The 26,568-nt window shown below is 68.1% G+C and carries 26 protein-coding genes; 20 read left to right on the top strand and 6 right to left on the bottom strand.

Annotated elements, in window-relative coordinates:
- Positions 1–21 precede the first annotated feature (21 nt).
- From ACFV9C_RS23390 to ACFV9C_RS23380, 3 genes are read left to right on the top strand one after another with little or no spacing between them, the layout of a single operon-like run.
- Entirely contained in the window at positions 22–1,317 is a 1,296-nt protein-coding gene (locus ACFV9C_RS23390; protein WP_380196630.1) for an alpha/beta fold hydrolase, read from the top strand.
- On the top strand, positions 1,314–1,805 hold the full coding sequence (locus ACFV9C_RS23385) for an RNA polymerase sigma factor (protein WP_380196628.1): 492 nt from the start codon (positions 1,314–1,316) through the stop codon (positions 1,803–1,805). Before ACFV9C_RS23390 ends, ACFV9C_RS23385 begins: the two co-directional genes overlap by 4 nt.
- A complete protein-coding gene (locus tag ACFV9C_RS23380; protein ID WP_380196626.1) occupies positions 1,802–2,254 on the top strand; it encodes a hypothetical protein in 453 nt (150 codons plus the stop codon). Before ACFV9C_RS23385 ends, ACFV9C_RS23380 begins: the two co-directional genes overlap by 4 nt.
- On the opposite strand, the gene ACFV9C_RS23375 is transcribed toward ACFV9C_RS23380, so the two are convergent.
- Positions 2,244–2,984, bottom strand: coding sequence for an SGNH/GDSL hydrolase family protein (locus ACFV9C_RS23375; protein WP_380196624.1), 741 nt, complete (start codon positions 2,982–2,984; stop codon positions 2,244–2,246). The genes ACFV9C_RS23380 and ACFV9C_RS23375 overlap by 11 nt on opposite strands.
- Before the next feature lie 64 nt (positions 2,985–3,048).
- Complete coding sequence (gene glgX, locus ACFV9C_RS23370; RefSeq protein ID WP_380196960.1) at positions 3,049–5,109, bottom strand: glycogen debranching protein GlgX; 2,061 nt, start codon at positions 5,107–5,109, stop codon at positions 3,049–3,051.
- 174 nt (positions 5,110–5,283) lie between these two features.
- Here glgX and ACFV9C_RS23365 point away from each other — a divergent pair, with 174 nt between their 5' ends.
- From ACFV9C_RS23365 to ACFV9C_RS23340, 6 genes are all read left to right on the top strand, one after another.
- Positions 5,284–6,300, top strand: coding sequence for a Gfo/Idh/MocA family protein (locus tag ACFV9C_RS23365; RefSeq protein ID WP_380196622.1), 1,017 nt, complete (start codon positions 5,284–5,286; stop codon positions 6,298–6,300).
- A complete protein-coding gene (locus ACFV9C_RS23360) occupies positions 6,297–7,340 on the top strand; it encodes a Gfo/Idh/MocA family protein (RefSeq protein WP_380196621.1) in 1,044 nt (347 codons plus the stop codon). The genes ACFV9C_RS23365 and ACFV9C_RS23360 overlap by 4 nt, the downstream gene beginning before the upstream one ends.
- A 153-nt stretch (positions 7,341–7,493) precedes the next feature.
- Positions 7,494–8,273: an enoyl-CoA hydratase/isomerase family protein gene (locus tag ACFV9C_RS23355; protein ID WP_380196619.1), complete on the top strand. Its 780-nt coding sequence runs from the start codon at positions 7,494–7,496 to the stop codon at positions 8,271–8,273.
- Positions 8,273–9,223 carry a class I SAM-dependent methyltransferase gene (locus ACFV9C_RS23350; RefSeq protein ID WP_380196617.1) on the top strand — a complete coding sequence of 317 codons (951 nt, stop codon included), beginning with the start codon at positions 8,273–8,275 and terminating at the stop codon, positions 9,221–9,223. The genes ACFV9C_RS23355 and ACFV9C_RS23350 overlap by 1 nt, the downstream gene beginning before the upstream one ends.
- A 9-nt stretch (positions 9,224–9,232) precedes the next feature.
- The gene (locus tag ACFV9C_RS23345) at positions 9,233–10,096 is read left to right on the top strand and encodes an acyltransferase (RefSeq protein WP_380196615.1); all 864 of its coding nucleotides are present in this window, start codon (positions 9,233–9,235) and stop codon (positions 10,094–10,096) included.
- Position 10,097: 1 nt separating this feature from the next.
- The gene (locus tag ACFV9C_RS23340; RefSeq protein WP_380196614.1) at positions 10,098–11,171 is read left to right on the top strand and encodes a hypothetical protein; all 1,074 of its coding nucleotides are present in this window, start codon (positions 10,098–10,100) and stop codon (positions 11,169–11,171) included.
- Here the strand turns inward: ACFV9C_RS23340 and ACFV9C_RS23335 are convergent.
- Complete coding sequence (locus ACFV9C_RS23335) at positions 11,158–11,907, bottom strand: class I SAM-dependent methyltransferase (RefSeq protein ID WP_380196612.1); 750 nt, start codon at positions 11,905–11,907, stop codon at positions 11,158–11,160. The two genes, ACFV9C_RS23340 and ACFV9C_RS23335, sit on opposite strands and share 14 nt — an antisense overlap.
- A gap of 41 nt (positions 11,908–11,948) precedes the next feature.
- Here ACFV9C_RS23335 and ACFV9C_RS23330 point away from each other — a divergent pair, with 41 nt between their 5' ends.
- The 9 genes from ACFV9C_RS23330 (at position 11,949) to ACFV9C_RS23290 (ending at position 21,010) form a co-directional block, all read left to right on the top strand.
- Positions 11,949–12,272 carry a hypothetical protein gene (locus ACFV9C_RS23330; protein ID WP_380196610.1) on the top strand — a complete coding sequence of 108 codons (324 nt, stop codon included), beginning with the start codon at positions 11,949–11,951 and terminating at the stop codon, positions 12,270–12,272.
- Entirely contained in the window at positions 12,265–13,167 is a 903-nt protein-coding gene (locus ACFV9C_RS23325; protein WP_380196609.1) for a tyrosine-type recombinase/integrase, read from the top strand. Before ACFV9C_RS23330 ends, ACFV9C_RS23325 begins: the two co-directional genes overlap by 8 nt.
- Positions 13,164–13,517 carry a hypothetical protein gene (locus ACFV9C_RS23320; protein WP_380196607.1) on the top strand — a complete coding sequence of 118 codons (354 nt, stop codon included), beginning with the start codon at positions 13,164–13,166 and terminating at the stop codon, positions 13,515–13,517. The genes ACFV9C_RS23325 and ACFV9C_RS23320 overlap by 4 nt, the downstream gene beginning before the upstream one ends.
- A gap of 49 nt (positions 13,518–13,566) precedes the next feature.
- Positions 13,567–13,887, top strand: coding sequence for a hypothetical protein (locus tag ACFV9C_RS23315; protein WP_380196606.1), 321 nt, complete (start codon positions 13,567–13,569; stop codon positions 13,885–13,887).
- Complete coding sequence (locus tag ACFV9C_RS23310; protein WP_380196604.1) at positions 13,877–14,254, top strand: hypothetical protein; 378 nt, start codon at positions 13,877–13,879, stop codon at positions 14,252–14,254. The genes ACFV9C_RS23315 and ACFV9C_RS23310 overlap by 11 nt, the downstream gene beginning before the upstream one ends.
- Positions 14,251–14,457 (top strand): hypothetical protein, encoded by a 207-nt coding sequence (locus tag ACFV9C_RS23305; RefSeq protein ID WP_380196602.1) that lies wholly within the window; start codon positions 14,251–14,253, stop codon positions 14,455–14,457. Before ACFV9C_RS23310 ends, ACFV9C_RS23305 begins: the two co-directional genes overlap by 4 nt.
- A gap of 1,456 nt (positions 14,458–15,913) precedes the next feature.
- A complete protein-coding gene (locus tag ACFV9C_RS23300) occupies positions 15,914–16,216 on the top strand; it encodes a hypothetical protein (RefSeq protein WP_380196600.1) in 303 nt (100 codons plus the stop codon).
- A 216-nt stretch (positions 16,217–16,432) separates the two neighbouring features.
- Entirely contained in the window at positions 16,433–17,671 is a 1,239-nt protein-coding gene (locus ACFV9C_RS23295) for a phage major capsid protein (protein WP_380196598.1), read from the top strand.
- A gap of 240 nt (positions 17,672–17,911) precedes the next feature.
- Complete coding sequence (locus ACFV9C_RS23290; RefSeq protein WP_380196596.1) at positions 17,912–21,010, top strand: hypothetical protein; 3,099 nt, start codon at positions 17,912–17,914, stop codon at positions 21,008–21,010.
- Between the two features lie 56 nt (positions 21,011–21,066).
- Here the strand turns inward: ACFV9C_RS23290 and ACFV9C_RS23285 are convergent, their stop codons facing one another.
- On the bottom strand, positions 21,067–21,246 hold the full coding sequence (locus tag ACFV9C_RS23285) for a hypothetical protein (RefSeq protein WP_380196594.1): 180 nt from the start codon (positions 21,244–21,246) through the stop codon (positions 21,067–21,069).
- On the bottom strand, positions 21,243–21,464 hold the full coding sequence (locus ACFV9C_RS23280) for a hypothetical protein (protein ID WP_380196593.1): 222 nt from the start codon (positions 21,462–21,464) through the stop codon (positions 21,243–21,245). The genes ACFV9C_RS23285 and ACFV9C_RS23280 overlap by 4 nt, the downstream gene beginning before the upstream one ends.
- A 330-nt stretch (positions 21,465–21,794) precedes the next feature.
- Between ACFV9C_RS23280 and ACFV9C_RS23275 the strand changes: the two genes are divergently transcribed.
- Both ACFV9C_RS23275 and ACFV9C_RS23270 read left to right on the top strand, forming a co-directional pair.
- Positions 21,795–22,586, top strand: a complete 792-nt coding sequence (locus ACFV9C_RS23275; RefSeq protein WP_380196591.1) for an electron transfer flavoprotein subunit beta/FixA family protein — start codon at positions 21,795–21,797, stop codon at positions 22,584–22,586.
- Positions 22,587–22,596: 10 nt separating this feature from the next.
- On the top strand, positions 22,597–23,544 hold the full coding sequence (locus ACFV9C_RS23270) for an electron transfer flavoprotein subunit alpha/FixB family protein (RefSeq protein ID WP_380196589.1): 948 nt from the start codon (positions 22,597–22,599) through the stop codon (positions 23,542–23,544).
- A gap of 1,411 nt (positions 23,545–24,955) precedes the next feature.
- On the opposite strand, the gene ACFV9C_RS23265 is transcribed toward ACFV9C_RS23270, so the two are convergent.
- Positions 24,956–26,494: a hypothetical protein gene (locus tag ACFV9C_RS23265; RefSeq protein ID WP_380196587.1), complete on the bottom strand. Its 1,539-nt coding sequence runs from the start codon at positions 26,492–26,494 to the stop codon at positions 24,956–24,958.
- Positions 26,495–26,568 lie beyond the last annotated feature (74 nt).

Below are 26,568 nucleotides of genomic sequence, written 5' to 3'. Positions count from 1 at the left end.
ACAACTTGAGGAGGGTTCGGGATGCAGTCTCGAAGAATCGTCGCGGGCGTGCATACCGTGCTGGCGGCGTTGCACATCTATTGGGCGACGGGCGCGACCTGGCCCGCGTCCGACGAGGGCTCCCTTTCCCGGGCTGTGCTCGGCATCCAAGTCTCGTTCGCTCCGCAGGTGGTGCTGCCTCTCGCAGCACTGCACCTGCTGCTGGCCTTCGCGGTGCTCAGGTCCGACCGGTCCCCGGTCGCCAGGCTGGTCGTCACCGGCCTCACCGCAGGCCTGGCCGTCCGTGCCTCGCTCGGCGTGGCCTGGGCCTTCAGTTACAGCAGTACTGCGTTCTACTGGTTGAACCTGCTGCTCTACACGCCCGCTTGCGTCGCCCTGTGTGTGGCTGACATGAGGATGCTTCGAATCCGGTGGGTGAAGGCGGCTGTCGTCGCAGTCCCAGTTGCTGTGGTGACGGTGTTGGCGTTGGTTGCCTACGTGTACCAGCCCAGCGAACGGCCTCACCCGGTTGAGGCTGGGAGGTATGTGGAGACGCCGTTGGCGCGGGTCCACTACCTGCAGCAGGGGACAGGATCGCCTGTCGTGCTGCTGGCGCCGGGAGCGTCTCCTGCGCTCGCTTGGGATCAGGAGATGGCTGTACTCGCGAAGAATCACACCGTGTACGCCGTGGACCTGCCAGGCCAGGGGGAGACCCGGCTGCACGACAAGGGCTTCGCGTTTGATCTCAACGGAATGACCAACGCCCTCGAGCAGTTCCTCAACGCGCTGCACCTGCAGAACGTCGTACTCGGCGGCAACTCCTGGAGTGGCGGCTGGGCGCTCGCCTACGCGCAGCGGCATCCCGAGCAGGTCAGCAAGCTGCTGCTGCTCGCCCCGTCCGGCCTGGACCAACCCGACGTCGCGAGCTGGGAGATCCTCAAGCTCCCGCTCGTCGGCGAGGTTCTCGGCAAGCTCGCGGCGAACCGCAGCATGGTCGAGTCCGCCGTCCGCGGCCTGTTCGTCCACAAGAACCTGGTCACACCGCAGCTGGTCGACGCGATGTGGATCCCCGGAACGTATCGTGACAACGTGCGATCCATGTACGCACTCGAGCGCGGCCTCGACTGGAGCGTCACCGAGAAGGCGCTCCCGTCCACCCGGCAACCCGCGCTCGTCCTGTGGGGCGACCACGACACCGTCCTGCCGGTCGCCCAGGCCGGCCGCTTCGCCAAACTGTTGCCGAACGCAACCGTCCACGTGCTCGCGAACTGCGGCCACGCCCTCACCGTCGACTGCCCCGACCAGGTCACTCCGCTGATGGCAGCCTTCCTCGGATGATCGACCCGCACCGGATCCGCGCGGCCCAGCGCGGCGACACCGTCGCGATGAACGACGTCCTCGACGCGCTGACGCCGTACGTCGGGAAGATCTGTGCGCCGATCGCGCTGAACGACGGGCCGGACGCCGCGCAGGAGGCGCTGATCGCGATCTTCCGCGGGCTGCACGGCCTGCAGAACCCGGCCGCGCTGTACGGCTGGGCGCGCGCGATCGCGGTCCGTGAGGCGGTCCGGGTCGCGCGTCGCGGCCGGCGCCAGCAGCCGGCCGAGCTGACGGAGCTACCCGACCGCGACGACCCGCAGCTGGTGGTCGACGTACAGGACGTGCTGCGCCGGCTGTCGCCGGAGCACCGTGCGGTCCTGGTACTGCGGGATCTCGAAGGAATGGACGAACTGGCGGCGGCCGCGGTGCTCGACCTGCCGGCGGGTACGGCGAAGTCGCGGCTGCACCGAGCGCGCGCGAGCTTCCGGAAGGCGTGGAGATCATGAACTGGCCCCAGATCGAGCTCACCGACGTCGAGCGGTTCCGCGCGCTCGCGGCCGGCGTACCGGGTGCTGCCGTCACCGAACGCGTACTGCCTCAAGAACCCGGCCGAGTGAAGGCGATGCTGAACGATCTCGACGTCTTCGCGGAGATCCAGGCGGACTTCGTGTCGGCGACGATCGAGCGGCGGGACGGCGACCACGTCGTCGTACGGGCGAGAGGCGCCAGAGGGCAACGTGCTCGGTTGGAAGGTCAGCTCCGGCCCGGGTGGTGCTGGCTGCAGAGCCGCTTCCTGATCATCGGCATGGCGGCCGCACCTGAGCCCGGCGGCGGTACGCGCGTCGCGCTCACCGGTGGGATCCGTGTTCCGGGCAGGGCGCGGATCGTGCCGCTCGGTGTCCGGCAGGAGAGTAAGAAGACGCTGGACCGGCTGGAGGAGCTTCTTACGAGCTGAGTACGCCGGACGGGAGTGCGGCCAGCAGGGCGTCGGCGTGGCGCCGGTAGCCGAGGTTGTTCGGGTGGAACGCGTCAGGGGCGAGCATGCCGCGCCACGGCGGGCGTGCGTACCGGGACACCTCGGCAACGGGCAGCCCGCGGGACGTGGCTGTGTTGCTGATCAGCTGGTTGATGCCTGACACGTACGGGCTGACGGCGCCGCCGATCCGCCAGAGCCGGTCAGGAACGGTCAGGTCCATCACGACCGAGGAGGACGGCAGCCGGTCGATCACCTGGCGCAGGTGGTCCCGGAACCGCTTCGGCGGCGTGGCGAGGATGTCGTTGTTGCCGATCCCGCAGGTGACGAGTGCCGGCTTCAGGCCGTCCAGCAACGGCAACTGGTCCTCCAGCACGTGCTTTGTCTGTGCACCGGACCGTGACAGGTTCAGCACGCGCCAGGGCGTTCCCTTACGGCGAAGGGCGTTCAGTACCTGTCCGACGTACCCGTGCAGTGGTGAGGATGCTCCCAGGCCTTGTGCGGTCGAGTCGCCCAGTACAACCCACAACGGGCCGTCGGCGGTGAGTGCGTTGGTGTTCTGCCGGGTCCAGTAGTCCGCGTACGTCCGCGCCTGGACGTCGACGTACGCCACGCCGTCCACCCAACGCTGGACAGCCAGCCGGGAACTGGTCCGCTCGGCCTCGCCCCAGCGCATGATGGCGCGGTGCAGCGCCCCGATCGGTGTGGTCAACGTCGGTCCCCCCAGAGGTGAACAACAGATGACCGTCGAATGTACAGGCGGAAGGTTAACAACCTCAGAGAGCGCGGAGCAGCACCAGGCAACGCGGTGCGAGCGGCACGGTCGCACCGGCCTCCACCTCGGTCACCATGCTCTTGCTGGTGTCCAGCACCACCTCGTACGCAGGCGCCCAGGAGGCATCCGGTACGACGACGTTCCGGGTCTCGGGCGTCGCGTTCAGCGCGAGCAGGAACGAACTGTCGGTGAGCGCGTTGCCCTCCGCGTCGGTGGCCCGCAGCGCATCGCCGCGCAGGAACATCCCGATCGTCCGCAGGTTCCCGTCGAACCAGTCCGCGTCGGTCATCTCGCCGCCGTGCGGCGCGATCCACGACAGGTCCTTCCGGCCGCCCGGTACGACGGGCTGCCCGGAGAAGTAGTGCCACTGCCGCAGCGCGGGGTGCGCGGCCCGGAGCCGGATGAGTTTCTTCGTCAGGTCGAGGTGGTCGGACCAGGTGGCCGGCAACGACCAGTCGAACCAGGAGAGCTCGGTGTCCTGGCAGTACGCGTTGTTGTTGCCGTCCTGCGTCCGCCCGCACTCGTCCCCGGCGGTGATCATCGGTACGCCGGTCGAGAGGATCAGTGTGGACATCAGGTTCGCCATCTGCTGCTTGCGCAGCCCGATCACTGCGGCGTCGGCGGTCTCGCCCTCGACGCCGCAGTTCCAGGACCGGTTGTCGTCGGTGCCGTCCCGGTTGTCTTCGTGGTTCGCCTCGTTGTGCTTGTGGTCGTAGCTGACCAGGTCGCGGAGCGTGAACCCGTCGTGGGCGGTGACGAAGTTGATCGAGGCGTACGGGTACCGGCCGTCGTCGCCGTACAGGTCGCTGGACCCCGACAGCCGGTACGCGAGGTCCTTCACGCCGTCGGAGGTGTTCCGCCAGACGTCGCGGACGCTGTCGCGGAACTTGCCGTTCCACTCCGACCACGGCGTACCGAAGTTGCCGACCTGATAGCCGAACGGGCCGACGTCCCACGGCTCGGCGATCAGCTTCACCCGGCCGAGCACCGGGTCGGCCGCGACCTCGGCGAGGAACGGGTGGTCCGGGATGTCGACCTCGTGCCGCTCGTTGCGGACCAGCGTCACGGCCAGGTCGAACCGGAACCCGTCGACGCCCATCTCCTCGACCCAGTAGCGCAGCGAGTCCATCACGAGCCGCCGTACCTGCGGGTGCGAGGTGTCGACGGAGTTGCCGGTACCGGTCACGTCGTACATCGCGGCGCCGTGGCTGAGCCGGTAGTACGCGCGGTTGTCGATCCCGCGGAAGCTCAACGTTGGCCCGTCGAAGCCGCCCTCGGCCGTGTGGTTGTAGACCACGTCCAGGATCACCTCGATGCCCGCGGCGTGGAACGCGGCGACCATCGCCTTGAACTCGGTCACCTGCTCGCCGCGCGACCCCGACGACGAGTACGGCGCGTGCGGGGCGAAGAAGCCGAGCGTGTTGTAACCCCAGTAGTTCGGCAGGCCCCGCGCCGCGATCGCCGGCTCGGTGAGGAAGTGGTGGATCGGCAACAGCTCCACCGACGTGACACCGAGCTCGGTCAGATACTTGATCACCGACGGGTGCGCGAGCCCGGCGTACGTCCCGCGCTGCTGCTCGGGTACGTCGGGGTGCAGCTTCGTGAAGCCCTTCGTGTGCAGCTCGTAGATGACGGTCTCGCCCCAGTGCACCGGCCTGCTGATCGGCGGCGGCGGAGCCGAGTCCGCGACCACCACCCCGACCGGCACATGCCCGGCGGAGTCGCCGTCGGACGAGTCGTAGATCAACGGGCTCCCGTGGTCGAGCTCCCCGTCGACGGCCCGCGCGTACGGATCCAGCACCAGCTTCGACGGATCGAACCGCAACCCGTGCGACGGATCGAACGGCCCGTGCACCCGGTATCCGTACCGCTGACCGGCCCCGACGCCCGGCACGAACCCGGTCCAGAACTCGCCCGTGTGGGCCAGGTCCAGGTTCCGCTGCCCACCGTCGTCCCCGATCAGCGCAAGCTCGACCCGCTCGGCCGCCGGCGCCCAGAGCGTGAACGTCGTCCCATCGGTCTGGACCACTGCGCCCGGACGCAGGCCGGTCTCGACGGACAGGCCTGGAGCGCTCGGGGCGGCGGTCGCTTCTTTCACCGGGTCATTCTGCACAGGTCGACCGAAGTTCACGATAGTGAGGTGGTTGTGTTCGTGAGACGGTAGTTGCGAACGTCTGTGCGCAGTGATACGCAAGGATCGTTCGTAATTTACCCACCTCTGCACTCAGGGGAACACATGTCGGAAGAGTTGGCCGGTCTGACCGTAGGTCTGATCGGCGCGGGCAACATCTCGCACGTCCATGCCGCGTCCTGGAAGGCCGTCGGCGCACGGGTACTGGTGTATTCGCTCGAGGGGGCCGAAGCGCTGGCCGAGCAGTACGGGCTGGAGGTCGTGCCGTCGCTGGAGGCGGTGCTGGCCGAGGCCGAGTTCGTCGACATCGTCACACCGTCGGCGACCCACAAGGAGATCACGCTGGCCGCGATCAAGGCGGGCAAGAACGTGATCTGCGAGAAGCCGCTGACGCTCACCGCGGCCGATTCGCACGAGGTGATCGACGCCGCGGAGGCGGCCGGCGTACAGCTGTACCCGGCGCACGTGGTGCGGTACTTCCCGGCCTACAAGGCGGCGTACGACGCGATCCAGGCCGGGCGGATCGGTGACGTCGCGGTCGCGCGGTTCTACCGGCAGGCGTCGTCGCCGGCCGGCGCGGGCTGGTACCGCGAGGTGGCCCGGTCGGGCGGCGTGATCATGGACCTGATGGTGCACGACCTCGACCAGGCCCGCTGGCTCTGCGGCGAGGTCAAGTCCGTGTACGCCGTCCAGAACCCGCCGACCGTCGACGGCATCAGCCCGGTGAACGTCGCGGCGCACGTGACGCTGACGCACGAGAACGGCGCGATCAGCCACTGCCGCGCGACCTGGGGCGCGACCGGTACGACGTTCCAGACCGGCTTCCAGGTGGCGGGCGCGAAGGGCGTGCTGAAGTTCAAGTCCGACGCCGACACCGGGTACAAGGACGAGCTGACCGACTCCGCGGGCGGCGACCTGCTGATCCCGTCGGCGCTGGGCGAGAGCCCGTACCTGACGCAGCTGCGCGAGCTGGCGATCGGCCTGCGCGGCGGGCCGGAGCCGCGGGTGCTTGCCCCCGACGGCGCGACCGCGGTCTACCTGGCCGAGGCGGCGCGCGCGTCGATGGAGTCGGGTCAGCCGATCGACATGCAGACCTTCGTCTCGACGGGAGCAGTGGCATGAGCTTGAAGGTTGCGATCGCGTCGTTCGCGCACGTGCACGCGGGGTCGTACGCGCAGCTGCTCGCGGCGATGCCGGACGTCGAGGTGCTGTCCGCCGATCCCGACGGTGCGTCCGCGCCGGACGCGGGTCCGCGCGGGGCGGAGCTGGCGAAGCTGTTCGGCGTTCCGTACGTCGACACGTACGACGAGCTGTTCGCGTGGGGCCCGGACGCGGTGGTGGTGACGTCGGAGAACGCGGGTCATCGCGAGCTGGTGGAGCGGGCCGCGGCGGTCGGTGCGCACGTACTGTGCGAGAAGCCGCTGGCGACGCAGGTCGTGGACGGCGAGGCGATGCTCGCCGCGTGCGAGGCGGCCGGGACGATCCTGATGATCGCGTACCCGGTCCGGTTCGCGCCGGCGTACCTGCAGCTGCGGGCGAACGTCGAAGCGGGCCGGCTCGGCGACGTGTTCGCCGTACTGGGCACGAACAACGGGAAGATCCCGTACGACGCGCGCCAGTGGTTCACCGACGCGGAGCAGGCCGGCGGGGGAGCGCTCGTCGACCACACCGTGCACTGCGCGGACCTGATCGACGGGCTGACCGGCGGCGCGTCCGCGACCCGCGTGTACGCCGCCGCGAACCGGATCCTGCACCAGGACAAGAACGTCGAGGTCGAGACCGGTGGACTGGTCACGATCAACTACGACAACGGGCTGCTGGCAACGATCGACTGCTCGTGGAGCGTCCCGGACAACGGCGCGACCTGGGGCGGCGTGTCCCTGCAGGTGACCGGCACCAACGGCTCGGTCGAGATCGAACCGTTCGTACCGCACGTCGGCGGGACGGACCCCGCGGGCGAGGTCTTCCTCCCGATCGGCGGCAACCTGGACGAGTCCCTCCTGGACACCTTCCTCGACGCCGTCCGCACCACCGGCCCCGCCACCCCCGGCACCCCACCGGCAGTGGTCCCCCAGCCCGACGGCGCCGTGGGCCTCCGCACCCTCAAGATCGTCGACGCCGCCCGCCGCTCCGCAGCGTCGGGGCAAGCGGTGGACGTGTAAACACCCACCAACCCGACCGGACGGCCGTCGCGCACGCTCAGCGGCGGCCGTCCGGCCCGTTCACCCGGGGTTTGGTGAGTGGTGGGCGTCCGCATCCGGTACCGTTCCCGGAGATGTGACCCGTGGGTAGGCCAGAGCGAAGGAGCTTCAGGCATGGGCGAGTTCGTGAATCTCACCGTGAGTGAGGGCGTCGGTACGATCCGGCTGGACCGGCCGAAGATGAATGCGCTGAACGTCCAGGTCCAGGAGGAGATCCGCGCCGCCGCGGAAGCGGCCACCGCGAACGACGACGTACGGGCCGTCGTCGTCTACGGCGGCGAACGCGTCTTCGCCGCCGGCGCCGACATCAAGGAAATGGCCGACATGTCGTACGCCGACATGGTGAAGCGCTCCGGCCCGCTCCAGTCCGCCCTCACCGCGGTCGCCGCGATCCCGAAGCCGACCGTCGCCGCGATCACCGGCTACGCGCTCGGCGGCGGCTGTGAGCTCGCGCTCTGCACCGACTACCGGATCGCCGCCGACGACGCCAAGCTCGGCCAGCCGGAGATCCTGCTCGGCATCATCCCGGGCGCCGGCGGCACCCAGCGGCTGTCCCGCCTGATCGGCCCGTCCAAGGCGAAGGACCTGATCTACACCGGCCGCTTCGTCGACGCCGCCGAGTCCCTCCAGATCGGCCTGGTCGACAAGGTCGTCCCGGCCGCCGCCGTCTACACCGAAGCCGTCGCCTGGGCGTTGCAGTTCGCGAACGGCGCCGCGATGGCCCTCCGTGCCGCCAAGGAGGCGATCGACTCCGGCCTCGGCGTGGAGCTGTCCACCGGCCTGGAGATCGAGCGTCAGCAGTTCGCCGCACTGTTCGCCACCGAGGACCGCACGATCGGGATGAAGTCCTTCGTCGAGAACGGCCCGGGCAAGGCCGAATTCAAGGGAAAGTGATGTCCGCAACCTCCAAACCCGCCGCCTCCGCCGAAGACGTCGAGGCCGCCTGGAACGACAACAAGCTGGCCCAGGTCCTCTACCACGACTGGGAAGCCTCGACGTACGACGAGAAGTGGTCGATCTCGTACGACGAACGCTGCGTCGACTACGCCCGTGACCGCTTCACCGCGGTGGCCGGCGACCGCGGCTGGCCGTACGGCAAGACCCTCGAGATCGGCGCCGGCACCGGCTTCTTCACGCTGAACCTCAAGCTGGCCGGAGTTCTCGACGAGGCGCACGTCACGGACCTCTCGCCGGGCATGGTCGAGGCCGCGAAGAAGAACGCGAAGACCCTCGGGTTCGCGATCGAGGGCAAGGTCGCCGACGCCGAGCAGCTCCCGTACGACGACAACACGTTCGACCTGGTCATCGGCCACGCCGTCATCCACCACATCCCGGACGTCGAGCTGGCGTTCCGCGAGATGCTCCGCGTCCTCAAGCCCGGCGGCCGCTTCGTGATCTGCGGAGAGCCCACGCGGTACGGCGACTTCGTGGCCCGGCGGCTGTCCCGCTTCACCTGGTGGGCGACCACGAACGTCACGAAGCTCCCGGCCCTCGCGCATTGGCGGCGTCCGCAGGAGGAACTCGACGAGTCGTCCCGCGCGGCCGCCCTGGAAGCGGTCGTGGACCTGCACACGTTCGACCCGGACACCCTCGCGCGGATGGCCGGGCGGGCCGGTGCCGTGGACGTGAAGACCGTGACGGAGGAGCTGCTGGCCGCGTGGGTCGGGTGGCCGATCCGCACGTTCGAGGCCGCCGTACCGGAGCAGAAGCTCGGTTTCGGGTGGAGGATGTTCGCGTACAAGTCGTGGCTGCAGCTGTCCAAGGTCGACCAGGCGCTGTCCTCCGTCGTCCCGGACGAGCTGTACTACAACGTCTCGATCACCGGGGTAGCCGGCAAGCAGTAGGGTGTGTCGATGCGGTTGCTGTCCGTGGCGAATCTGCGCTGGGTGGTGCGCCATCGGGCGTGGTCGCCGTACTACCTGAAGCGGTACTGGCGGTTCGCCTGGTTCAAGCTGCGCCACCCGCAGGTGATCACCGAGGGATTCGTGTTCCTCGGCAAGCACCTGGAGATCGTGGCGCGGCCCGGTCACGGCCGGATCGTGCTGGGTCGCTGGGTGCACCTCGGTGACGAGACCCGGCTGCGCGCGCACGAGGGCACGCTGCGGATCGGCGACAAGGTGGTGTTCGCCCGCGACGTCACGGTGAACTGCTACCTGGACGTGGAGATCGGCGCGTCGACGCTGATCGCGGACTGGACGTACATCTGCGACTTCGACCACAAGACCGACGACCTCGACCTGCCGATCAAGGACCAGGGGCTGGTGAAGTCGCCGGTGCGGATCGGGCCGGACTGCTGGCTGGCCACCAAGGTCACGGTCACCCGAGGCACCGACATCGGCCGCGGGGTGGTGATCGGCGCCAACAGCGTTGCCCGCGGCAACATCCCGGCGTACGCCGTGGCGGCCGGCGTACCGGCGAAGGTGCTCGCGGACCGGCGGACCCGGTACGCCGCCGACGCCGAGCGGCGCAAGTACCTGGCCGGTCTGGCCGACGCGAACGACCGGACGGCGGCCCGGTTGCAGGCCGGGATGCCGCCGGTGCAGAAGCCCGCGAGCGTGGCGCCGGGCGATGCGGTCGGTGATGAGGTAGAAGCAGGTGGTGAAAAAGAGAGCCCCGAGGGGTTCTCAAGTTACTCACCAGTCGGGCACTATGGCCCCCACGTCCGGTCGGACGCCCGTGACGACATGGACCGGATGCGCATCGGAGAGGAGAAGTAGCGTGGCTGACCAGGCCGAGGCTGCCGAACAGGCCGCCCGGTCGCCGCTGGACCAGGCCGCGGCCGACGGCTCGATCACGCAGGCGCGCACGCGTGCGGTCGACCCGGTGCCGATCGTGGCCGAGATGGCGGTCGCCGGCGCTACGTTGGAACCAGTGCTTGAAACGAACGAAACAGACATGGGCGTGAGCGTGGATTCGGACGTGCAGACAGTTGACGGCGTGAGCGACGGATCGGCGGACGGTGGTACGGCGCCGGTCGCCGGCGCCCGCCGCCGGTTGTCGCCGCGCCCGGTCCCGGTCAGCCGGCGGAGGAGAGCGCCGGCTGCCACGGACGAGGAACGGACCCCGGCTGAGGAGATGGACGACGTGGGTACGCAGGACGACAAGGCGGAGGCGGCCGCCGAAGCCGCCAAGGCGGGCTCGACGCCGGGGACCGACGCGGGCGCCGCGGCGAGCAGCGCGGGCGGTACGACGGCGACGAAGACCGTACGGCCGAAGACGGCCGCCGAGATCGTGGCCGAGCAGCGGGCCCGGGAGAGCGCCGCGGCTTCGGCGGCTTCGTCAGCCTCGGCAGGCGACGCGCCGGCGGCTGCGGCGGGCTCGGAGGATGCCGCAGCCGGTACGGCCGCCGCCGGCGGTGACGCGGAGAAACCCGCGGCCACCGGTGCGACCGCGGCAGCGAAGCCGCCGGCCAAGCCGTCGGGTGCCTCGGGCAACAAACCGCCGGCGTCGAAGAGCGCGGCGGCGGGTTCCGGCAAGGGCAAGCAGGCACTGACCTCGGTCGGCTCCGGCGTCCGCAAGCTGCGGAACCTGATCGCCTCGCTGATCTGGCTGATCGCGGTGCTCGCGGCCGCCGTACTGGCGCTGGGCGCGCTGTTCACCGCGCTCGACCAGACCAACCAGAGCAACGAGATCGTGCGCTGGATCCTGGAGCGCGGGCACGACCTGGTGGGACCGTTCAAGGACCTGTTCCGGCTGCAGACCGCGAAGAACTCCCTGCTGGTGAACTGGGGGATCGCGGCGCTGGTCTACCTGATCGCCGGCAAGATCGTCGAGAAGATCATCCGGCCGTAGCGACGAGGATCAGATCGAGAGATCCGTCCAGGTCGCCTGGACGGATCTCGAAGTCCTCGTACGTCGTCCTCCGCACGAGCCCTGCCAGTTCGTCGTCCCACTGCTCGTGCGGCGCGGCGAGCTGCGCGTCCACGCAGGAGCCGTACCGCGTCTCCCACGACGTGAGCCGTACGCCGTGGTGCAGCCCGAGCGCCTGCGTGATCTCGAAGTGCGGCTCGAGCAGCTCGACGAACTCGGCGGCGGTCAGCTCGCGCGTGTGGTACCAGTTGCCGCTCGGGAAGGTCAGGCGGTTCGGCGTACTGAGGACCAAGGTGCCTTGTGGCGCGAGGATCCGCGCGCATTCCGCGACGAACCGCGGCTGCTCCCACAGGTGCTCGATCGTCTGCATCGAGGTCACGGTCGTGAAGGCCCGATCGGCGAACGGCGTCTGCACCAGATTGCCTTTGGCGACATTGACCTGTGGATAAACGCGGCGGACGTGCCGCAAGGTCGTATCTTCATAGTCGAGTCCGGTCACGGAGCTCGCCCCGGCCCGCCGGAGCAACTCCGCGCCGTACCCCTCGCCGCAGCCGGCGTCGAGGACCCGGCCACCCGGCTCGATCGGCAGATTGGCCGTAATCCAGCGATAGGCAGCGTCATGGCGCGCGAACCAATAGTTCTCATGCCAGATGTTCGGTGCTGTTCTCTCGCCCGTTAGCTGCATGACCTGCGGAAACGCGGCCTCATGGCTCTCCATTGCGGATAGCATAAAGGACTTTCACGGGATAACCTAGTCCCATGACCCAGTTCTTCCACACCACCGATGCCGCCGAGGCGATCCTGCGCGAGGGCTTCCGTGACAACACCGGCTCGTACATGTTCGTCGGCCACACGCCGACCGGAGTCTTCCTGGGGAACCGTCCCGCCAACGTGAACGACGGCGCGAAGGGAGATCAGGTTCTGGAGGTTCGACTGCCGGATGATCTCGACCTGGACGAGTTCGCGATCGTCGAGGAAGGTCTGCCGCCGTGGGAGTGGATCGTCCCCGCCGAGCTGATCAACCGCCGCGGAAGCATCCGCCTGCTGACCGAGGACGAGGTCGACGAGGTGCTGTATGGCTGAACTGCTTGACGACCTCGCCGCCTCCTGGGTGCGAGACCTGAAGGCCGCGGACCGGTCCCCGAAGACGATCAAGCAGTACATGCTGGCCGTGAATCAGTTCCGCGACTGGCTGATCGACCACGATCGTCCGCCGACCGCCGAGTCAATGACCAAGTACGCGATCGCCACGTGGCTCGGCGACCTGGCCGACCTGGGACGCGAACCGGCTACCTTGCAGATCCGCTACAAGGGACTGCACCGATTCGTCCGGTGGCTGGTCGCCGAGGACGAACTCACCAAGGACCCGATGGCCGGCATCGAACCGGCAACGGTGAAGCCGAAGCCCGTGCCGCTGATCTCCGACGACGATGTGGCGAAGCTGCTGCGTACCTGTGAAGGCAAGGAGTTCACTCAGCGCCGCGACCAGGCGATCCTGCGGGTCCTGTTCGACTGCGGACTGCGGATCTCGGAGTGCGCCGGTCTCCAGATGACCGACGTCGACCTGAAGCATCACGACGTGGTCCACGTCCACGGCAAAGGCGACGTCGACCGGGCGGTCCCGTTCGGCGCCAAGACGGGGCGGGCGCTAGATCGGTACCTACGGTCCCGGCGTGAACACCGGCTGGCAGCCACCACGGACGCCCTCTGGCTCGGGATTCGCGGCGGCCTCTCGTCGGACGGCGTCGAATACGCACTGAAGAAGCGAGCTCGTGAGGCCGGTATCGAGGAGATCCACGCACATCAGTTTCGGCACGGATTCGCTCACCGCTGGTTGCTCGCCGGTGGCCAGGAGCGCGACTTGAAGCGGCTCGCCGGATGGCGGTCCGACGCGATGCTGGAGAGGTATGGGAACTCGGCGGCCGACGAGCGCGCCCGTGAAGCGTTCAAGCGGATGCGATTGGGAGACAGGCTATGAGCGGTGCCTGGCCGCCACCGAGCGGCGTCAAGGCGCACGTGGCCGAATACGGGACGGTAGTGCTGACCGCGTGGTGCGGATCCTGTACCGCTGAGAACCGTTCCCACCGAGAGCGACTCGGAGACGTGGTGATCGCCCCAAGTGGCGTGAAGATGTGGATCACCACCGACCGCCGGCGCGGCATGCGCCTGCCGAACGTGCAGGTGCTATCCCATCCGGCCCTGTCCAATCCAGCGATCCCTGAGACGCTCTCGGCGTTCTGCCACCACCACGGCAGCGGCAGCGTGGCGACCACCGATGTGCTAACCGCTCGCGGTACAGTAGTGCTGAATCTGAACGCTCCCGCGTAGCGCGGACCCCCGGGGACGGCATCCCGGACAGGCCCTGGAGGGCTGTCCGTTGCCTGCCCGAACTCCCGAGGAACGTTCGCTCGTTGCCCGGATCGCCGCCGCCGAACGCTGGGGCCGTACGCCCGATCGCGTAGCCGCGACTATCCCCGCCCGCGCCGGTCTGCGCGCCAAATTCATCCGCGAGGTCGACCCGGACGGCACTCTCGACCCTGCCGAGGTAGAACGTCGCGCCGATCAGCTGATGCGCGCCCACATGCTGCGCATGTCCCTGAAAGCCAAGGCCGCACGCCGGAAGGCGCGCGAGCTGACCGAGGTTGCCGAAGCCGCCGAGGCTGAGCTCAGCGAGGCGGGCGGTCCCGATGCAGCTTGAGCAAAGGGAAGACCCCGGCGGTCAGGCCGGGGTCTCGAAGCAGAGCCGCCACGAAGAAGCTCAACGCGTCTACGGTACCTCGCCAGATCCATACATTGAGCACTTCAGGTCGCGCGTCCTTCTCGACGCGTTGACCGAAGCAACCGCGCTGTACTGGAAACGCCGTGCGGAGGCGCTGGAGCGTGCTCTGCCTCGCCGCGGAGACTTCCACGGACAAGCCACCCGTGAGGAGCTCTGGGAGCGCTACAACGCCCTTCAAGCTGAGATCCTCGCCTGTCGCCGGCACGCGAACCTGCTCGCCGCTGGAACCATCGCACCAGCGAATGCCGAGTACGACGTCGCCGCTGTCCTGCGGGAGGTCTCATGAGCGCGCGGCCGATCATCTGGGTCAGTCTCGCCACCAAGTACGGCACCGTCACCGTGACCGGCAAGGACATCGACGAGATCGTTCGTGAGGCTGTGCCCGACGCGAGGCGGTACGGCCGCAAGTGGATCATCCGAGCCGACCAGGTAAGCGATCTTGCCACTCTGGCCGACCACCTGGGCGCCGTCTTCAGGGAGCGGCGATGAAGCCGCTCGTATGGATGCGCATCGTCCGTGACGCCAAGCCTGCCACCGCGCGGCTTGTGGTCCTGCTCTGCCTGGCACTGCGGATGCGTGAGGACGGTACTGGATTCGCCTCAACCCGTCGCCTCGCCGAGGACGCCGGGGTCGGACTGTCAACGGTCGAGCGGGCAACGAGGTGGGCGCGCGAGCAAGGCCACCTCGTCCAAGTGCAACGCGGCCACCGACTCGGCAACGGCAAGACGGTGGCGACCACGTGGCAACTGACCAAGGCATCTCAACCCGTCACGGGAGAAGCCTTGAGAGAACCAGAGCCACAGTCTCAACCCGTCACGGGAGACACGTTGAACAAGGCAACGAGCCACGAGCAGGACGAACCTCAACCCGTCACTAGCGCATCTCAACCCGTCCCCACAGGATCACAAGAGGTCTATATGCAAGAGGACGCTCGCTCCGCTTCGCTTCACCCAACTCCGTTGTCGGTGGCCGTAGTAAACGGGACCACAGACCGCGCGCGCGAGGACGGCGAACCTCAACCCGTCACCAGTGATGGTTGCTCGATCTGCGGTGGCGTTATCCCTGCTGGCGCTTGGTACGCACGAACTGGCCGCCATCCCGGCTGTCGTGCACAGGAGGCGTCATGAACGAACAGCAGCAGGCATGGAAGCAGGAGCTCGCACGCCAGGCCACCATCCGTCGCCGACGTGGCGGCCGCCGCCGCCGTGGGTCAGTACGACCGAGCGGCAGGTGTGCGGATCCCGGCACCGAGCAACCAGGAGGAGGGGCGATGACACCCAATCCGTTAGTCAGTTACCAAATCAAACGTCTGATTGGGTGGATTTTTTCTAAATTGGCCTATCCACCCGAGCTCCAGACAGCGATCTCTCTACCACGTTTTTCCTGTCACAGTGCAACGGTGGGTGGTCATGATGACCATGTGTAGCGGCTGCGGTAGGCCGTTCACGCCGCCGTTCGTGCGGAACGGCGGCAGGCCGCGGTCGAAGTGTGACAACTGCCGGTCGAATCAGGAGCGGATCGACGGCAAGAGGTGGCGCGCGATCCGTGCGCAGGTGCTGCGTGACGAGCCGTTGTGCATGGTGCCGGGTTGCGTGCGTCCGTCGACCGAAGTCGACCACATCGTGCCGCTACAGGCCGGAGGCAGCCCGTACGAGCGATCGAACCTGCGCGGCACCTGTAGGTCGCACAACGCGAGCAAGGGTGCCCGGATGCCAGTGGGTCCGCTGCCGCAGCCTGCTCCCGACCTGTGTCCGTGTCCGCCGGGCTGCCATTGCCGGGAACGGCGCGGCGATCATCCCCGGCACTGGTGCATCTGATCCGAACATCACCTAGATCTGATGCGGATCGGGATGATGTCCAAACGATTCCGGAATCCTGTTCCTGTTTCGCTACCCATCCGGAGATGGTCGAGGTTTCCATGAGAGCAACGAATCGAGGAGGACTGATGAACGTACGAGACATGCTGTTCGAACCGGACGACGTGCTGGTGGCGTACTTCCGTGGGCTGACCGCCGAACGGCGTACAGCGGACATCGCTGCGTTGTGGGACCTGGATCGCCGGTGGACCGGCGCGCAGGGCGATCGGTGTCACGAGGTGCTCATGCTGGCGTGCGATGTGCGCGACGATCTGCGCCGCGCGGAAGAGTCGATGCTTGATGCGGTCTTTCCTACGGTAAACTTGGGAGAAGTCACGGAAGATGGCCCTGAGGTGGATTCCTCGGGTGACCAGGGTGGACTCCCCGAGTGACGCAGTGCCCCGGGTTCGGAGCGTGGATTCGCTCCCCGGGTTGTGGCGGTGGATTCCGCCATCCCCCTTTCATCCATGGAACGCATCTATGCGTCCCGCGTCCACCCCGAGGAGTCTGACGTGAAGTGGGATGTGATCAATGCCAACGGCCAATTGATCCAGGTCCCCATCGAGGACGAGCCGGCATCTGAGGCGCAGAGTCCCCGAAGGAGTGACATGGCAACCATTGCCGACCAGCTGCGAGAGCGGCGCGTGGACCTGATTAAGCAGGCTCAGGAGATCGCCCAGAAGGGCGTCGTCCACAACCGCGACCTTTCGCTGAACGAGCAGACCGAGTTCGATTCGCTCTATGCGGAGGCCGAGCAGGTTGCCGAGCGGATCAAGGCCATCAGCGATGGCGAGAAGCGTGGCCGCGAGCTCAACGACAGCTTCCGCAGCGTTACGGGCAGGGATCTGTCCGGCGTACTGTCGGCTGATGATCGCGACCTCGCTGCCGCGTTCCGTTCGGCGATCCTGGCAAAGAACCCGGCACCGATCGAGATCGCGCCGACCCGGAGCGGCCAGTGGCAGCCGGGCATGGAGTTTCGCGACCTGCTGAAGACGACCCCAACGCAGGCGCTGCCGACGTCGACATACGACCGGATCGTAATGCACCTGCTGGAAGGATCCGCGGTGATGCGGGCCGGCGCCACGGTGATCAACACCGCCACCGGCGAGGACCTGGTGGTGCCGAAGTCCACCGCGTTCAGCACCTCGCTGATCACGAACGAGGCCGCGACCATCACCGAGTCGGATCCGACTCTCGCGACGGTGACCTTGAAGGCGTACAAGTACGCGACGTTCTTCCAGGTTTCCACCGAGCTCGCCGCGGATGGCAATACCGACCTCATGTCGTTCCTGGCGCGGCAGGCCGGTGAATCGCTCGCCCAGGCGTACGGGGCGCACCTGATGACCGGCACGGGAACTGGACAGCCGCGCGGCGCGCTGACCGATGCCCCTGCGGGTGTGACCGGCCCGACCGGTACGGCGACCTCGTTCGGTACGCAGGCCACGGGCGGTCAGGGCACGGATCTGCTGAACAGCCTGGTCGGCAGCCTCGCCGAGCCGTACACGCAGTCCCCTTCGACGGCATTCCTCCTGCGCAACGCGACCCGTACGGCGATCGCGAACCTGAAGACGACCCAGGGTGAACTGGTCGGCAACGAGTACATCAGCGGCTCGCCGTACCCGTTCTACGTGGACCCGTTCGTGTCGGCGATGGGCGCCAACGCCGAGTCCGTGGCGTTCGGCGACTGGAGCCGCTACTTCGTCCGGATCGCGGGCGGCCTTCGGTTCGAGCGAAGCAACGAGTTCGCATTCCAGAACGATCTGGTGTCGTTCCGCGCCATCATCCGCCTCGACGGCGCCCTGGTGGACCTGAACGCCATCAAGACGTTCACCCACTCGGCCACGTAGTGATGAGGGTTCGCATGCTGGAGCAGGTTACGGGCACCCGCAACGGTGTCCCGTGGCCCGCTCGGGGCGAAGAGACCGACCTGCCGAAGCACGAGGCAGAGAAGCTGATTCACAGCGGGCGCGCCGAGGTGGCGAGGAGCAAGAAGGCCGCTGCTACCCGGAGGGACTGAGATGGTTGATTCATCGCTCGCCTTCACAATCACAGCTCGCGATCTCGGTGCCTCGAGCACCTTCGACAAGGTGGCTCGCTCGGCGGACAAGACGAGCTCCAGCCTGTCCAAGAGCGTCAAGATCTCTGCTGAGGCGCAGAAGGCCTCCGAGGCGCTGACCAAGGCGCAGGACAAGCAAAGTGATGTCCTGGGCCGGGTAGCAGTGGCGGAGAAGCGCCTCCAGGAGGTGCGCGCCAACTCGAACTCCAAGGCATCCCAGATCGTTGCCGCAGAGAACAACCTGGCCAAGGCGCGGCGTGACGCCGCACGCGCGGGAACGGATGCCGAGAAGGCCGCGAAGTCCCTGGGTAGCACGCTGGAGAACGAAGGCAAAGCTGCGGGCAAGAGCCTCGGGAAGTCGGTGCTTCAGTGGTTCACCGGCGACGGCGGGAACGTGTTCAAGCAGGCCGGCGAGAACGCGGGCAACGGCTTCATCGGTGGAGCTGCCGGGGTACTAAAGACGCCCGTTCTCGGGCCTGCTCTGGCCGTTGGTCTGGGCGCCGCGGTGGTGGCGGTACTTCCCGAAGTCGGCGCCATGGCGGCCTCCGGCTTGGTGGCCGGGTTCGGCGCTGGTCTCGGCACGCTCGGGGTCGTGTTCGCCGCCAAGTCCAAGGCCGTCCAGCAGACCTGGTCCACCACTCTGGACGGCATGGGCTCCGACATGCGGCAGTTGTCGACGCCGTTCGAGTCCACCTTGCTTTCTATGGCCGACACGGCGAAACGTACGTTCGGCACCTTCAAGCCCGCTCTCGCTGATTCGTTCAAGACGCTCGCGCCGGCGTTCACCCAGTTCGGCAACGACGTGGGCAGGGCGTTCGAGCGTCTCGCGCCAGCGATGCAGCCACTCAGCACCGCGACCGTCGCCGTACTGAGGTCGCTCGGTGGCGCGTTGCCGGACATCGTGGGCAAGCTGTCCGGCAAACTGATCGACCTGTCGAACTCGGTCGAGAAGAACCCTCAAGGACTCAAGGATCTCGCCCAAGGGATCGGCGGTCTCGCCGACAGCGCGATCAAGACGATCCAGGTCCTGAACGACCTCAACGCAATGGTGAAGAAGCTCCCCGGCGGCTTCAGTAGCTTCACCAGTCTCGCGGAAAAGCTCAACCCGGTGAAGGCCGGTTTCGATGCCCTGTTCACCGCGATCTCGAAGGTCGACGGCCTGCTCAGTGGGTCGACTGTCGACAGCCAGAAGCTCGCCGGCGTGCTGAACCAGTCGGGTGCGGCGGCTGTCGCCTATGCCCGCGCCCACGGCGCTGCTGCGCCCGCGATCACCGGCGTTGCCAACGCGACGGTCCTCGCCAACCGCCAGGCCCGTGCCCTGACCGCCGAGTTCAACCGGCAGACGGCCGCCACCAACGCGCTGATCACCTCGTTGTTCAAGCTGCAAGGCGTCAACCTCGGCTTGTCGGCCGACCAGATCGCGGTCGCTCAGGCCACCGCCGACGCGACCGCATCACTGAAGGCCAACGGCAAGGGCCTGGACCTTCATACTGCGGCAGGCCGCGCGAACCAGGCCGCATTGAACGCGCTCGCCACCGCGTCGAACCAGCTCGCGTCGGACATGATCAAAGCCGGCAAGGGCACTGACGCCGCCGGTCTGGCTGCGGAGAAGTCCCGCGCGAACTTCATCCAGATCGCGCACCAGATGGGCGCCACGATCCCGCAGGCGAAGGCCATGGCCGCCTCGATGTTCGGCATCCCGAACGTCAGCCGTACGGCGAGGCTGAACGCGAACATCCAGGATCTGCAGGCGAAGCTTTCGACCGCGAAGACCGAACTCGCGAGCAAGGATCTGACAAAGGAACGCCGGGCGCAGCTGAACGCCGACATCAAGAAGCTCGAAGCCGGGATTGCCACCGCGAAGGCCGCGCTCAACTCGCTGCCTGCGTCGAAAACGGTCACGCTGACCACGAACTTCTACAAGAACATGATCCAGACGAACACGGTCGGCGGCATCCCGGCGGGGATCAAGGCGCGCGCCTCGGGTGGTCCGGTGAAGGCCGGGCAGCCGTACGTCATCGGCGAAAAGGGTCCCGAGATCCTGATCACCGAACACAACGGCTTCGTCGTACCCAACCGCGGGTTCCGCCAACTCCGCGGCGAGTTGAGCCGCGGATTCTCCAGTGCGGGCAAGGCCGGTACCGGCGCCGACATCGCCCAGGAGACCGCGCTCGTTCAGACGATGATCAAGAACCTGACCGGCGGCGACAAGAAGCTGTCCAACGCGCTCACCGCCGGCAGCAAGAAGCTGATAGCGCTGGCGAATCTGCGAGTCCAGGCGGCAGGACAGCTGAAGGCCGCCCAGGACAAGCTCGCCGCTGCCGTCCAAGTCCGCAACGACTTCAAGAAGTCCATCACGGACGCGGCGCTCAGCTTCAACTCGATCGTCAACACGCAGGCTGACAGCTCCGGGAGCATCACCGCATCGGCGATCATCGGCCAGATGTCGGACACTCTGCGGAAGACGCAGAACTTCGTCACCAACCTCGCCAGCCTCAAGGCGAAGGGCCTCAACTCGACCGTGTACCAGCAGCTGGCGGAAGCAGGCGCCGGACAGGGTGGGGATCTCGCGAGTGCGCTGCTCGGCGGTGGGCAGTCCGCCATCAACGCCGTCAACAGTCTCCAGGGCCAGATCAACAAGGTTTCCGGCACTCTGGGTACCTCCACTTCCAGCACGCTCTATCAGGCCGGTGTGGACGGCGCACAGGGCCTCGTGAACGGCCTCCTGGCGAAGACGAAGGCGCTGGACGCAGCGAGCGCCAAGCTGGTTGCCGCGATCGTCGGCCGGATCAAGAAGGACCTAGGGATCCGCTCGCCGTCGAAGGTGCTGGCATGGCACGGCGCGATGACGGCCGAGGGCTTCGCGAGTGGCATGGTCAGCAGGCTGCCGAGCGTTGCCGGCGCCGCGAGTCAGCTGGCCAACGCGGCGCTCCCGACCACCGGCGTACGGCAGGGTGCGGTCGGGACTGGATCGGGGGCCGTGATCAACAACTTCAACATCAACGTGACCGGCGCGCTCGACTCGCGCGATGCCGCCGACAAGATCATCACGACGCTACGGCGCGAGATCCGGCACCGTGGCGGCACCGTCCAGTCGGTGCTAGGTACGGGGGGATTCGGGACCTGGTGACACATACGTGAACGGCCTCCTGGGGCTTCCAGGAGGCCGTTCCGGTCGTTCGGGTACTACTGGCGCCCTGGAGCGCCGTACATGCCGTCCAGCTCGTCCAGGAGCCGCTCAAGCTGCGTCAACGTCAACTCCCTGGCGATCCAGGCGATCACGTACCCGGAGCGGTGAACATCCCGGTCGAGGTGGCGCAGCAGGTCCTCCTTCAACTGCTCGCGCAGCTCCTGCTCGGCGGTCATCGCTCGTCCTCGTCGATCACGCCGTCGAGCTCCGCGATCAGCTCGCGCAGGACCTCGCGCAGTTCGTCCATCTTGTCGTCGATCGTCTTACCGCGGAGCTTCAGGCGAGCCTCATAGCCCGATTCGTAGCCGAGATCCCAGCTGTACCGCTCCGTCTCGGTCGTCGGCTCGAACGTCTGCGGGTCGATGTTGTCGTTGTCTTGGGATACTTCACTCACGGTCGGACCTCCGTAGTCCGGTCTAGGACCGGTTGGGAGGTTGGTGCTCCTGGCCGGTCCGCTAATTGGCCGGATAACCTGAGGTGCGTAGGTACCGTGAGTCAGGCGTGGCAGGCGTGATAGCACATAGGGTTGGCGGTCGAGACCCAATAGTTCTCATGCCAGATCCCAGGCGCGGTCCGCTCGCCGGTCAGAGGTAACGTCTCGGTCACCGACTCAGACTAGTCGTGCCCGAGACTGTGATGGGACTCGCACCAGCCGTATGTTTCTCGCGGGTAACATCCATGGCAGGCTTGGAGAGACCGTTAACCAGAAGGGGTCCCACACGCTATGAAGATCGTCGTCTGCGCGAAGTTCGTGCCGGATGCCACCGCGGACCGCCGCTTCCGCTCGGAGGACAACACGGTGGACCGCGCCGGTGTCGACGGGCTGCTGTCCGAACTGGACGAATATGCCGTCGAGACCGCGCTCACCGTGAAGGAGGCCGGCGACGCCGAGGTGACCGTTCTCACGGTCGGCCCGGAGCAGGCCGCCGACGCGGTGAAGAAGGGCCTGCAGATGGGTGCCGACGCCGGTGTCCACGTGATCGACGACGCGATCCACGGCTCGGACGCGGTGGCCACCTCGCTGATCCTGTCGAAGGCGCTGGCCAAGCTGGAGGCCGACCTGGTCGTGTTCGGCATGGGGTCGACCGACGGCGGCATGGGTGTCGTCCCGGCGATGGTGTCGGAGCGGCTCGGGCTGCCGGCCGTGACACTCGGCTCGGAGGTGACCGTCGACGGCCAGACCGTCCGGATCCGCCGCGACGGCGACACCGCGAGCGAGACGATCGAGGGCACGCTGCCGCTGGTGCTGTCGGTGTCCGACCAGGCCAACGAGCCGCGGTACCCGTCGTTCAAGGGCATCATGGCCGCGAAGAAGAAGCCGGTCGAGACCTGGTCGCTGGCCGACCTCGAGCTGACCCCGGATCAGCTGGGCCAGGTGGGCGGCTCCGGCGCGTGGACCGAGGTGGTCGAGGTGACCGCCCGCCCGGCGCGCACCGCCGGCACGATCGTCACCGACGAGGACGGCAGCGGCGCTGCCGGGCTGGTCGAGTTCCTGTCCACCAACAAGTTCCTCTGAGGGGCGCGCTATGTCGAACGTTCTCGTTCTCGTTGACCACTCCGCGGGCGCGGTCCGCAAGACGACCGCCGAGCTCCTCACGATCGCCCGCCGGCTCGGCGAGCCGGTCGCCGTGTTCATCGGCTCTGAGGTGCAGGCGGCGCTGCCGGCGCTGGGGCAGTACGGCGCCACGAAGGTGATCGCGCTGTCCAACCCGGAGCTCACGCAGTACCTCGTGGCCCCGAAGGCGGAGGCGCTGCAGCAGGTCGCGGCCAAGCTCGAGCCGTCCGCGATCCTGATCTCGTCGAGCGCCGAGGGCAAGGAGATCGCCGCCCGGCTCGCGGTCAAGCTGGACTCCGGCCTGATCACCGACGCCGTCGACGTACAGGAAGGTCCCGTCACCACGCAGTCGGTCTTCGCGGGCAACTTCACCGTCCAGGCGAAGGTCACCCACGGCACCCCGATCATCACCGTCAAGCCGAACGCCGCGACACCGGAAGCCGCCGAGACGTCGCCGGAGGTGGAGGAGTTCGACGTGACGATCTCCGACGCCGCCAAGACGGCCCGGATCACCGACTCCAAGCCCCGCGAGGCCACCGGCCGCCCCGAACTCACCGAGGCCGCCATCATCGTCTCCGGCGGCCGCGGTACCGGCGGCGACTTCGGCCCGATCGAAGCCTTCGCCGACTCCCTCGGCGCAGCGGTCGGCGCCTCCCGGGCCGCGGTCGACTCAGGCTGGTACCCCCACGCCTACCAGGTCGGCCAAACCGGCAAGACGGTGTCACCGCAGCTGTACGTCGCGGCCGGCATCTCCGGCGCCATCCAGCACCGCGCCGGCATGCAAACCTCGAAGACAATCGTGGCCGTCAACAAGGACCCCGAAGCCCCCATCTTCGAACTGGTCGACTTCGGCGTAGTAGGCGACCTCCACAAGGTCCTCCCCACCGCCACCGAAGAAGTAACCAAGCGCAAGTCCTAACCACAGCTCACCCACCCGCACCGCGCGGCCACTCCACCCAGCACCACGCAGCGGCCGCCCCACGCCAGCCGAACCCGGTAGCCGCGCTTCCTGCGGCGGGCGCGCACCAACACCACTCCAGCAGCCCGGCCGGCCCCAAGCCGCGCCGGGCTGTTGCGTTCCCGCCACATCCGAATGCGCCACCTGCGACCTACGAGCGCCCCCGCCACCCGGCTCCACCCGGGCAAACACCACGAGCAGCCGCGCACGCATCACCCGCAAAGGCAGCATACGCACGCGGCACACGCACGCGGCATCCGTGCAGGGACACCCGCACCACGTCACCAACCCCACGCGGCAGCCGCGTCCGCAGTCGGGTGCTACATCCGACAGCCGTACAGCACCAACAGCCCGGCCGGGCCCAAGCCGCGCCGGGCAGTTGCGTACGCCTACCGCGCGGGCCGCTCCGCCGCTGCCTGCAAGCGGTCGCGCCCGTGTCCTGCACCCGCTCCCACCGCCAGCTCACCCGCATCCGCACCACCAGCGGACTCGCACCGCCGGGGTCGCCGCTGCAGTCGGCTCCGGCGGGCGGTGCTGGCAGGTAACAACCGCACAGGCCAACAGCTCGGCCGACGTACGTCCGCGCCGGGCTGTTGTGTACCCCGCCACACATCGGAAGCCCTCATAACACCGACGAGTGGACCGTGCCTGCGCGACTGGCCGCCGGCAGTCGCACGACGGAGCAGCCGCGCCCTCCGCGCGGCGCTTGCCGGCGATGCTGGTACGTCGGAGCCGCCCACCCAACCGCTCGTCCGGCCGACCCTACGCCGTGGGGTTGCGCTCCCACCCTTGACGTGGCTCGCCCCGCGTTACCGGGAACAGCCTGTGGTGACTGACGACAGGGTAGGGCTTGTTCTCAGTCCCCATAGCTTGTTCCCTGTGTCCATGGGGTGTCGCAGGTTCGCGGGCTGATCGACCTCTTGCGGGCCGGGGTGCGGGCTCGCGATCGCGGCCCAGGTTCGGCGGGTGGTCGGCCGCGGTACGTCGGAGCAGGTCCGCGTCTGCCTGGACGCGCACGACGAGACGGCGCCGCGCCGCTCACCCGGTGCCGTCTCGCGAAGCAGATCAGCCTGATGTGCCCGCGTCGCTGACCGGGGCGCGCCTCACGTAGTACGTGCGTCTGGTGTCTGCGCACTCACCCGGCCCGGCCTCACGAAGTACGTCCGCTTAGCGGTCGCTCGCGAGCGGCAGTTCGCCACTCGCCTGCGGAAGCAGGCTGCATGCCGGCGCAAGCCGGTGGGTGGGAGCGCGGAGCGGGTGCGGGAGGGAGCGGAGCGATCGGAGCACCTGCGGAGCACGCGGGGGCTGACCGCATGCGCCCGTCAGCCGCATGCGCCCGTCAACCGCATCCGCCCGTTGGTTGGCGGTTGGCTTACGTGGCTGGGGCGGTGCTTGGGGTGAGTTGGGTGCGGAGGTGGGTTAGGTCGGTGGTGATGGATTCTCGGCGTGTGGGGGTGTTGTTGAGGTAGGTGGTGAAGGTGGTGGTGGCGGTGGTGCAGCGGTCGTTGAGGTTGGTTACTTCGCCTTCGGTGCGGGCTCGGTCGGCGGCGAGGTTGGTGCGGAGTTTCCAGTAGCTGTTGAGGCCGATGCCGATCAGGGCCAGGCCGACCACGATCCAGAACCAGTGCACGAGCAGTCCAAGCCCGACCGCCACCAGCACGCCCGCGCCGAGGAACCCGATCGGTACTGCCAGTTGCCCGGCTGTCGGACCGCCGACGCGGGACGTGATGGCGGCCGCGGCGGCCGCCAGTTGCAGCTGGTCGGGGCCGTCCTTGCGGATGGTCACGGTCTGGCTGCCGCTGTCGACGGATACCTCGGACGGGCCGGGCTGGTCGGCGATCTGCGCGAGGCTTTCCACGGCGGGCAGGACCGATGGGCTGATCATCCGGAGCGCGGTCGCGGCCAGGTGTGGTTCGGCGGCCATGGCGAGGTCGTCGGCGAGGAGGGCGTCGACCTTGCCGGCGGAGTCCGACAGGGTTTCGACGGATTCGGCGCCGTTGGTGACGCGGGAGCGCAGTACGGCGATGCGCGCGAGTGTCTCGCGTTCGGGTTCGCTGCCTTCGGAGATGAGGAGGCGGAGGAGGGCGGCAGTGCTGTTCTTGTCCGGTTCGGTGGTGGTGTCGGCGGTCAGGCTCGGGTCGGGCTCGCGGGCCTCGGTGTTGCCGACGATGGAGTCGACGGCGTCGCGGACCCGGCTCAGCCGCATCCACGCGTCGTCCTGCCTCTCCGTGCCCTTCAGCCCGCGCGGCCGGGCCGTCGTACTGCCGCGAGACTCCAGCCGCGTCAGCCACGCGCCGTCGGTGGACACGGCTGCCTGCAGCCGCTGTACGACGAGGTCCAGCGACTCCGCGCTGAATCCGCCGCGCGCGGCCGTCGTCCACAGCACCCGCTGGACCCGGGTCAGCGAGCCGTCGTCGGACGGTACGCCGAACGCCGCGTCGATCCACTCGTTCCGTACCTGGTGACGCTGCCCGAGCGCCGCCAACGCCAGCGCCAGGAACGTCGACGTACGGCGCTCGTCGAGCTTGATCGCCGTACTCACCGCCTCCTCGTCGGGGGTCCCGGAGTGCAGCGAGACGAGCGCGACGACGGCGGGCTCGAGCCAGTACTGCGGTACGGGCCGGCCGGGCGTGGGGAGTTCCGCGCCGGCGGCCATCGCGCTCAGGACGCGGGCGGCGTACCGGCGGAGTTCGGCGGCGTCGAGGAAGGCGACCGTCTCCTGGCGCAGGTCGGACAGCTCGACGAACGCGTCGAACGCGCGCGACATGCTGTCCACCCGGCTCTGCAGGCTGCCCTGGACCCGGGACAGCTGCGAGCGCAGGCTGGACGCCTCCGACCGCGCGTACGACATCTCGCTCTGCAGGTCCGACAGCTGCTGGTTCTGCCGCCGCTCTGTCCACCAATCGCTCATGACTCCGCCTTCCCGACGCGATGAACCCCCCGGGAAGAATGACGCGCGGGCGGGTCACTCGGCTCCCGGGGAGC

It is taken from the genome of Kribbella sp. NPDC059898 (assembly GCF_042730855.1).
In the GTDB taxonomy this organism is placed as follows: Bacteria; Actinomycetota; Actinomycetes; order Propionibacteriales; family Kribbellaceae; genus Kribbella.
Note: the sequence above shows the minus strand (reverse complement) of the source record. Positions and strands in the feature narration are given on the sequence as shown.

Excerpts from the sequence above, each read along its gene's own strand:
- ACFV9C_RS23270 (WP_380196589.1), top strand. The coding sequence starts at position 22,597 with ATGTCGAACGTTCTCGTTCTCGTTGACCACTCCGCGGGCGCGGTCCGC.
- ACFV9C_RS23275 (WP_380196591.1), top strand. The coding sequence starts at position 21,795 with ATGAAGATCGTCGTCTGCGCGAAGTTCGTGCCGGATGCCACCGCGGAC.
- ACFV9C_RS23320 (WP_380196607.1), top strand. The coding sequence starts at position 13,164 with ATGAGCGGTGCCTGGCCGCCACCGAGCGGCGTCAAGGCGCACGTGGCC.
- ACFV9C_RS23350 (WP_380196617.1), top strand. The coding sequence starts at position 8,273 with ATGTCCGCAACCTCCAAACCCGCCGCCTCCGCCGAAGACGTCGAGGCC.
- ACFV9C_RS23345 (WP_380196615.1), top strand. The coding sequence starts at position 9,233 with ATGCGGTTGCTGTCCGTGGCGAATCTGCGCTGGGTGGTGCGCCATCGG.
- ACFV9C_RS23295 (WP_380196598.1), top strand. The coding sequence starts at position 16,433 with ATGGCAACCATTGCCGACCAGCTGCGAGAGCGGCGCGTGGACCTGATT.
- ACFV9C_RS23360 (WP_380196621.1), top strand. The coding sequence starts at position 6,297 with ATGAGCTTGAAGGTTGCGATCGCGTCGTTCGCGCACGTGCACGCGGGG.
- ACFV9C_RS23305 (WP_380196602.1), top strand. The coding sequence starts at position 14,251 with ATGAGCGCGCGGCCGATCATCTGGGTCAGTCTCGCCACCAAGTACGGC.
- ACFV9C_RS23285 (WP_380196594.1), bottom strand. The coding sequence starts at position 21,246 with ATGACCGCCGAGCAGGAGCTGCGCGAGCAGTTGAAGGAGGACCTGCTG.
- ACFV9C_RS23380 (WP_380196626.1), top strand. The coding sequence starts at position 1,802 with ATGAACTGGCCCCAGATCGAGCTCACCGACGTCGAGCGGTTCCGCGCG.
- ACFV9C_RS23355 (WP_380196619.1), top strand. The coding sequence starts at position 7,494 with ATGGGCGAGTTCGTGAATCTCACCGTGAGTGAGGGCGTCGGTACGATC.
- ACFV9C_RS23385 (WP_380196628.1), top strand. The coding sequence starts at position 1,314 with ATGATCGACCCGCACCGGATCCGCGCGGCCCAGCGCGGCGACACCGTC.
- ACFV9C_RS23330 (WP_380196610.1), top strand. The coding sequence starts at position 11,949 with ATGACCCAGTTCTTCCACACCACCGATGCCGCCGAGGCGATCCTGCGC.
- ACFV9C_RS23365 (WP_380196622.1), top strand. The coding sequence starts at position 5,284 with ATGTCGGAAGAGTTGGCCGGTCTGACCGTAGGTCTGATCGGCGCGGGC.
- ACFV9C_RS23325 (WP_380196609.1), top strand. The coding sequence starts at position 12,265 with ATGGCTGAACTGCTTGACGACCTCGCCGCCTCCTGGGTGCGAGACCTG.
- ACFV9C_RS23265 (WP_380196587.1), bottom strand. The coding sequence starts at position 26,494 with ATGAGCGATTGGTGGACAGAGCGGCGGCAGAACCAGCAGCTGTCGGAC.
- ACFV9C_RS23300 (WP_380196600.1), top strand. The coding sequence starts at position 15,914 with ATGAACGTACGAGACATGCTGTTCGAACCGGACGACGTGCTGGTGGCG.
- ACFV9C_RS23310 (WP_380196604.1), top strand. The coding sequence starts at position 13,877 with ATGCAGCTTGAGCAAAGGGAAGACCCCGGCGGTCAGGCCGGGGTCTCG.
- ACFV9C_RS23390 (WP_380196630.1), top strand. The coding sequence starts at position 22 with ATGCAGTCTCGAAGAATCGTCGCGGGCGTGCATACCGTGCTGGCGGCG.
- ACFV9C_RS23335 (WP_380196612.1), bottom strand. The coding sequence starts at position 11,907 with ATGGAGAGCCATGAGGCCGCGTTTCCGCAGGTCATGCAGCTAACGGGC.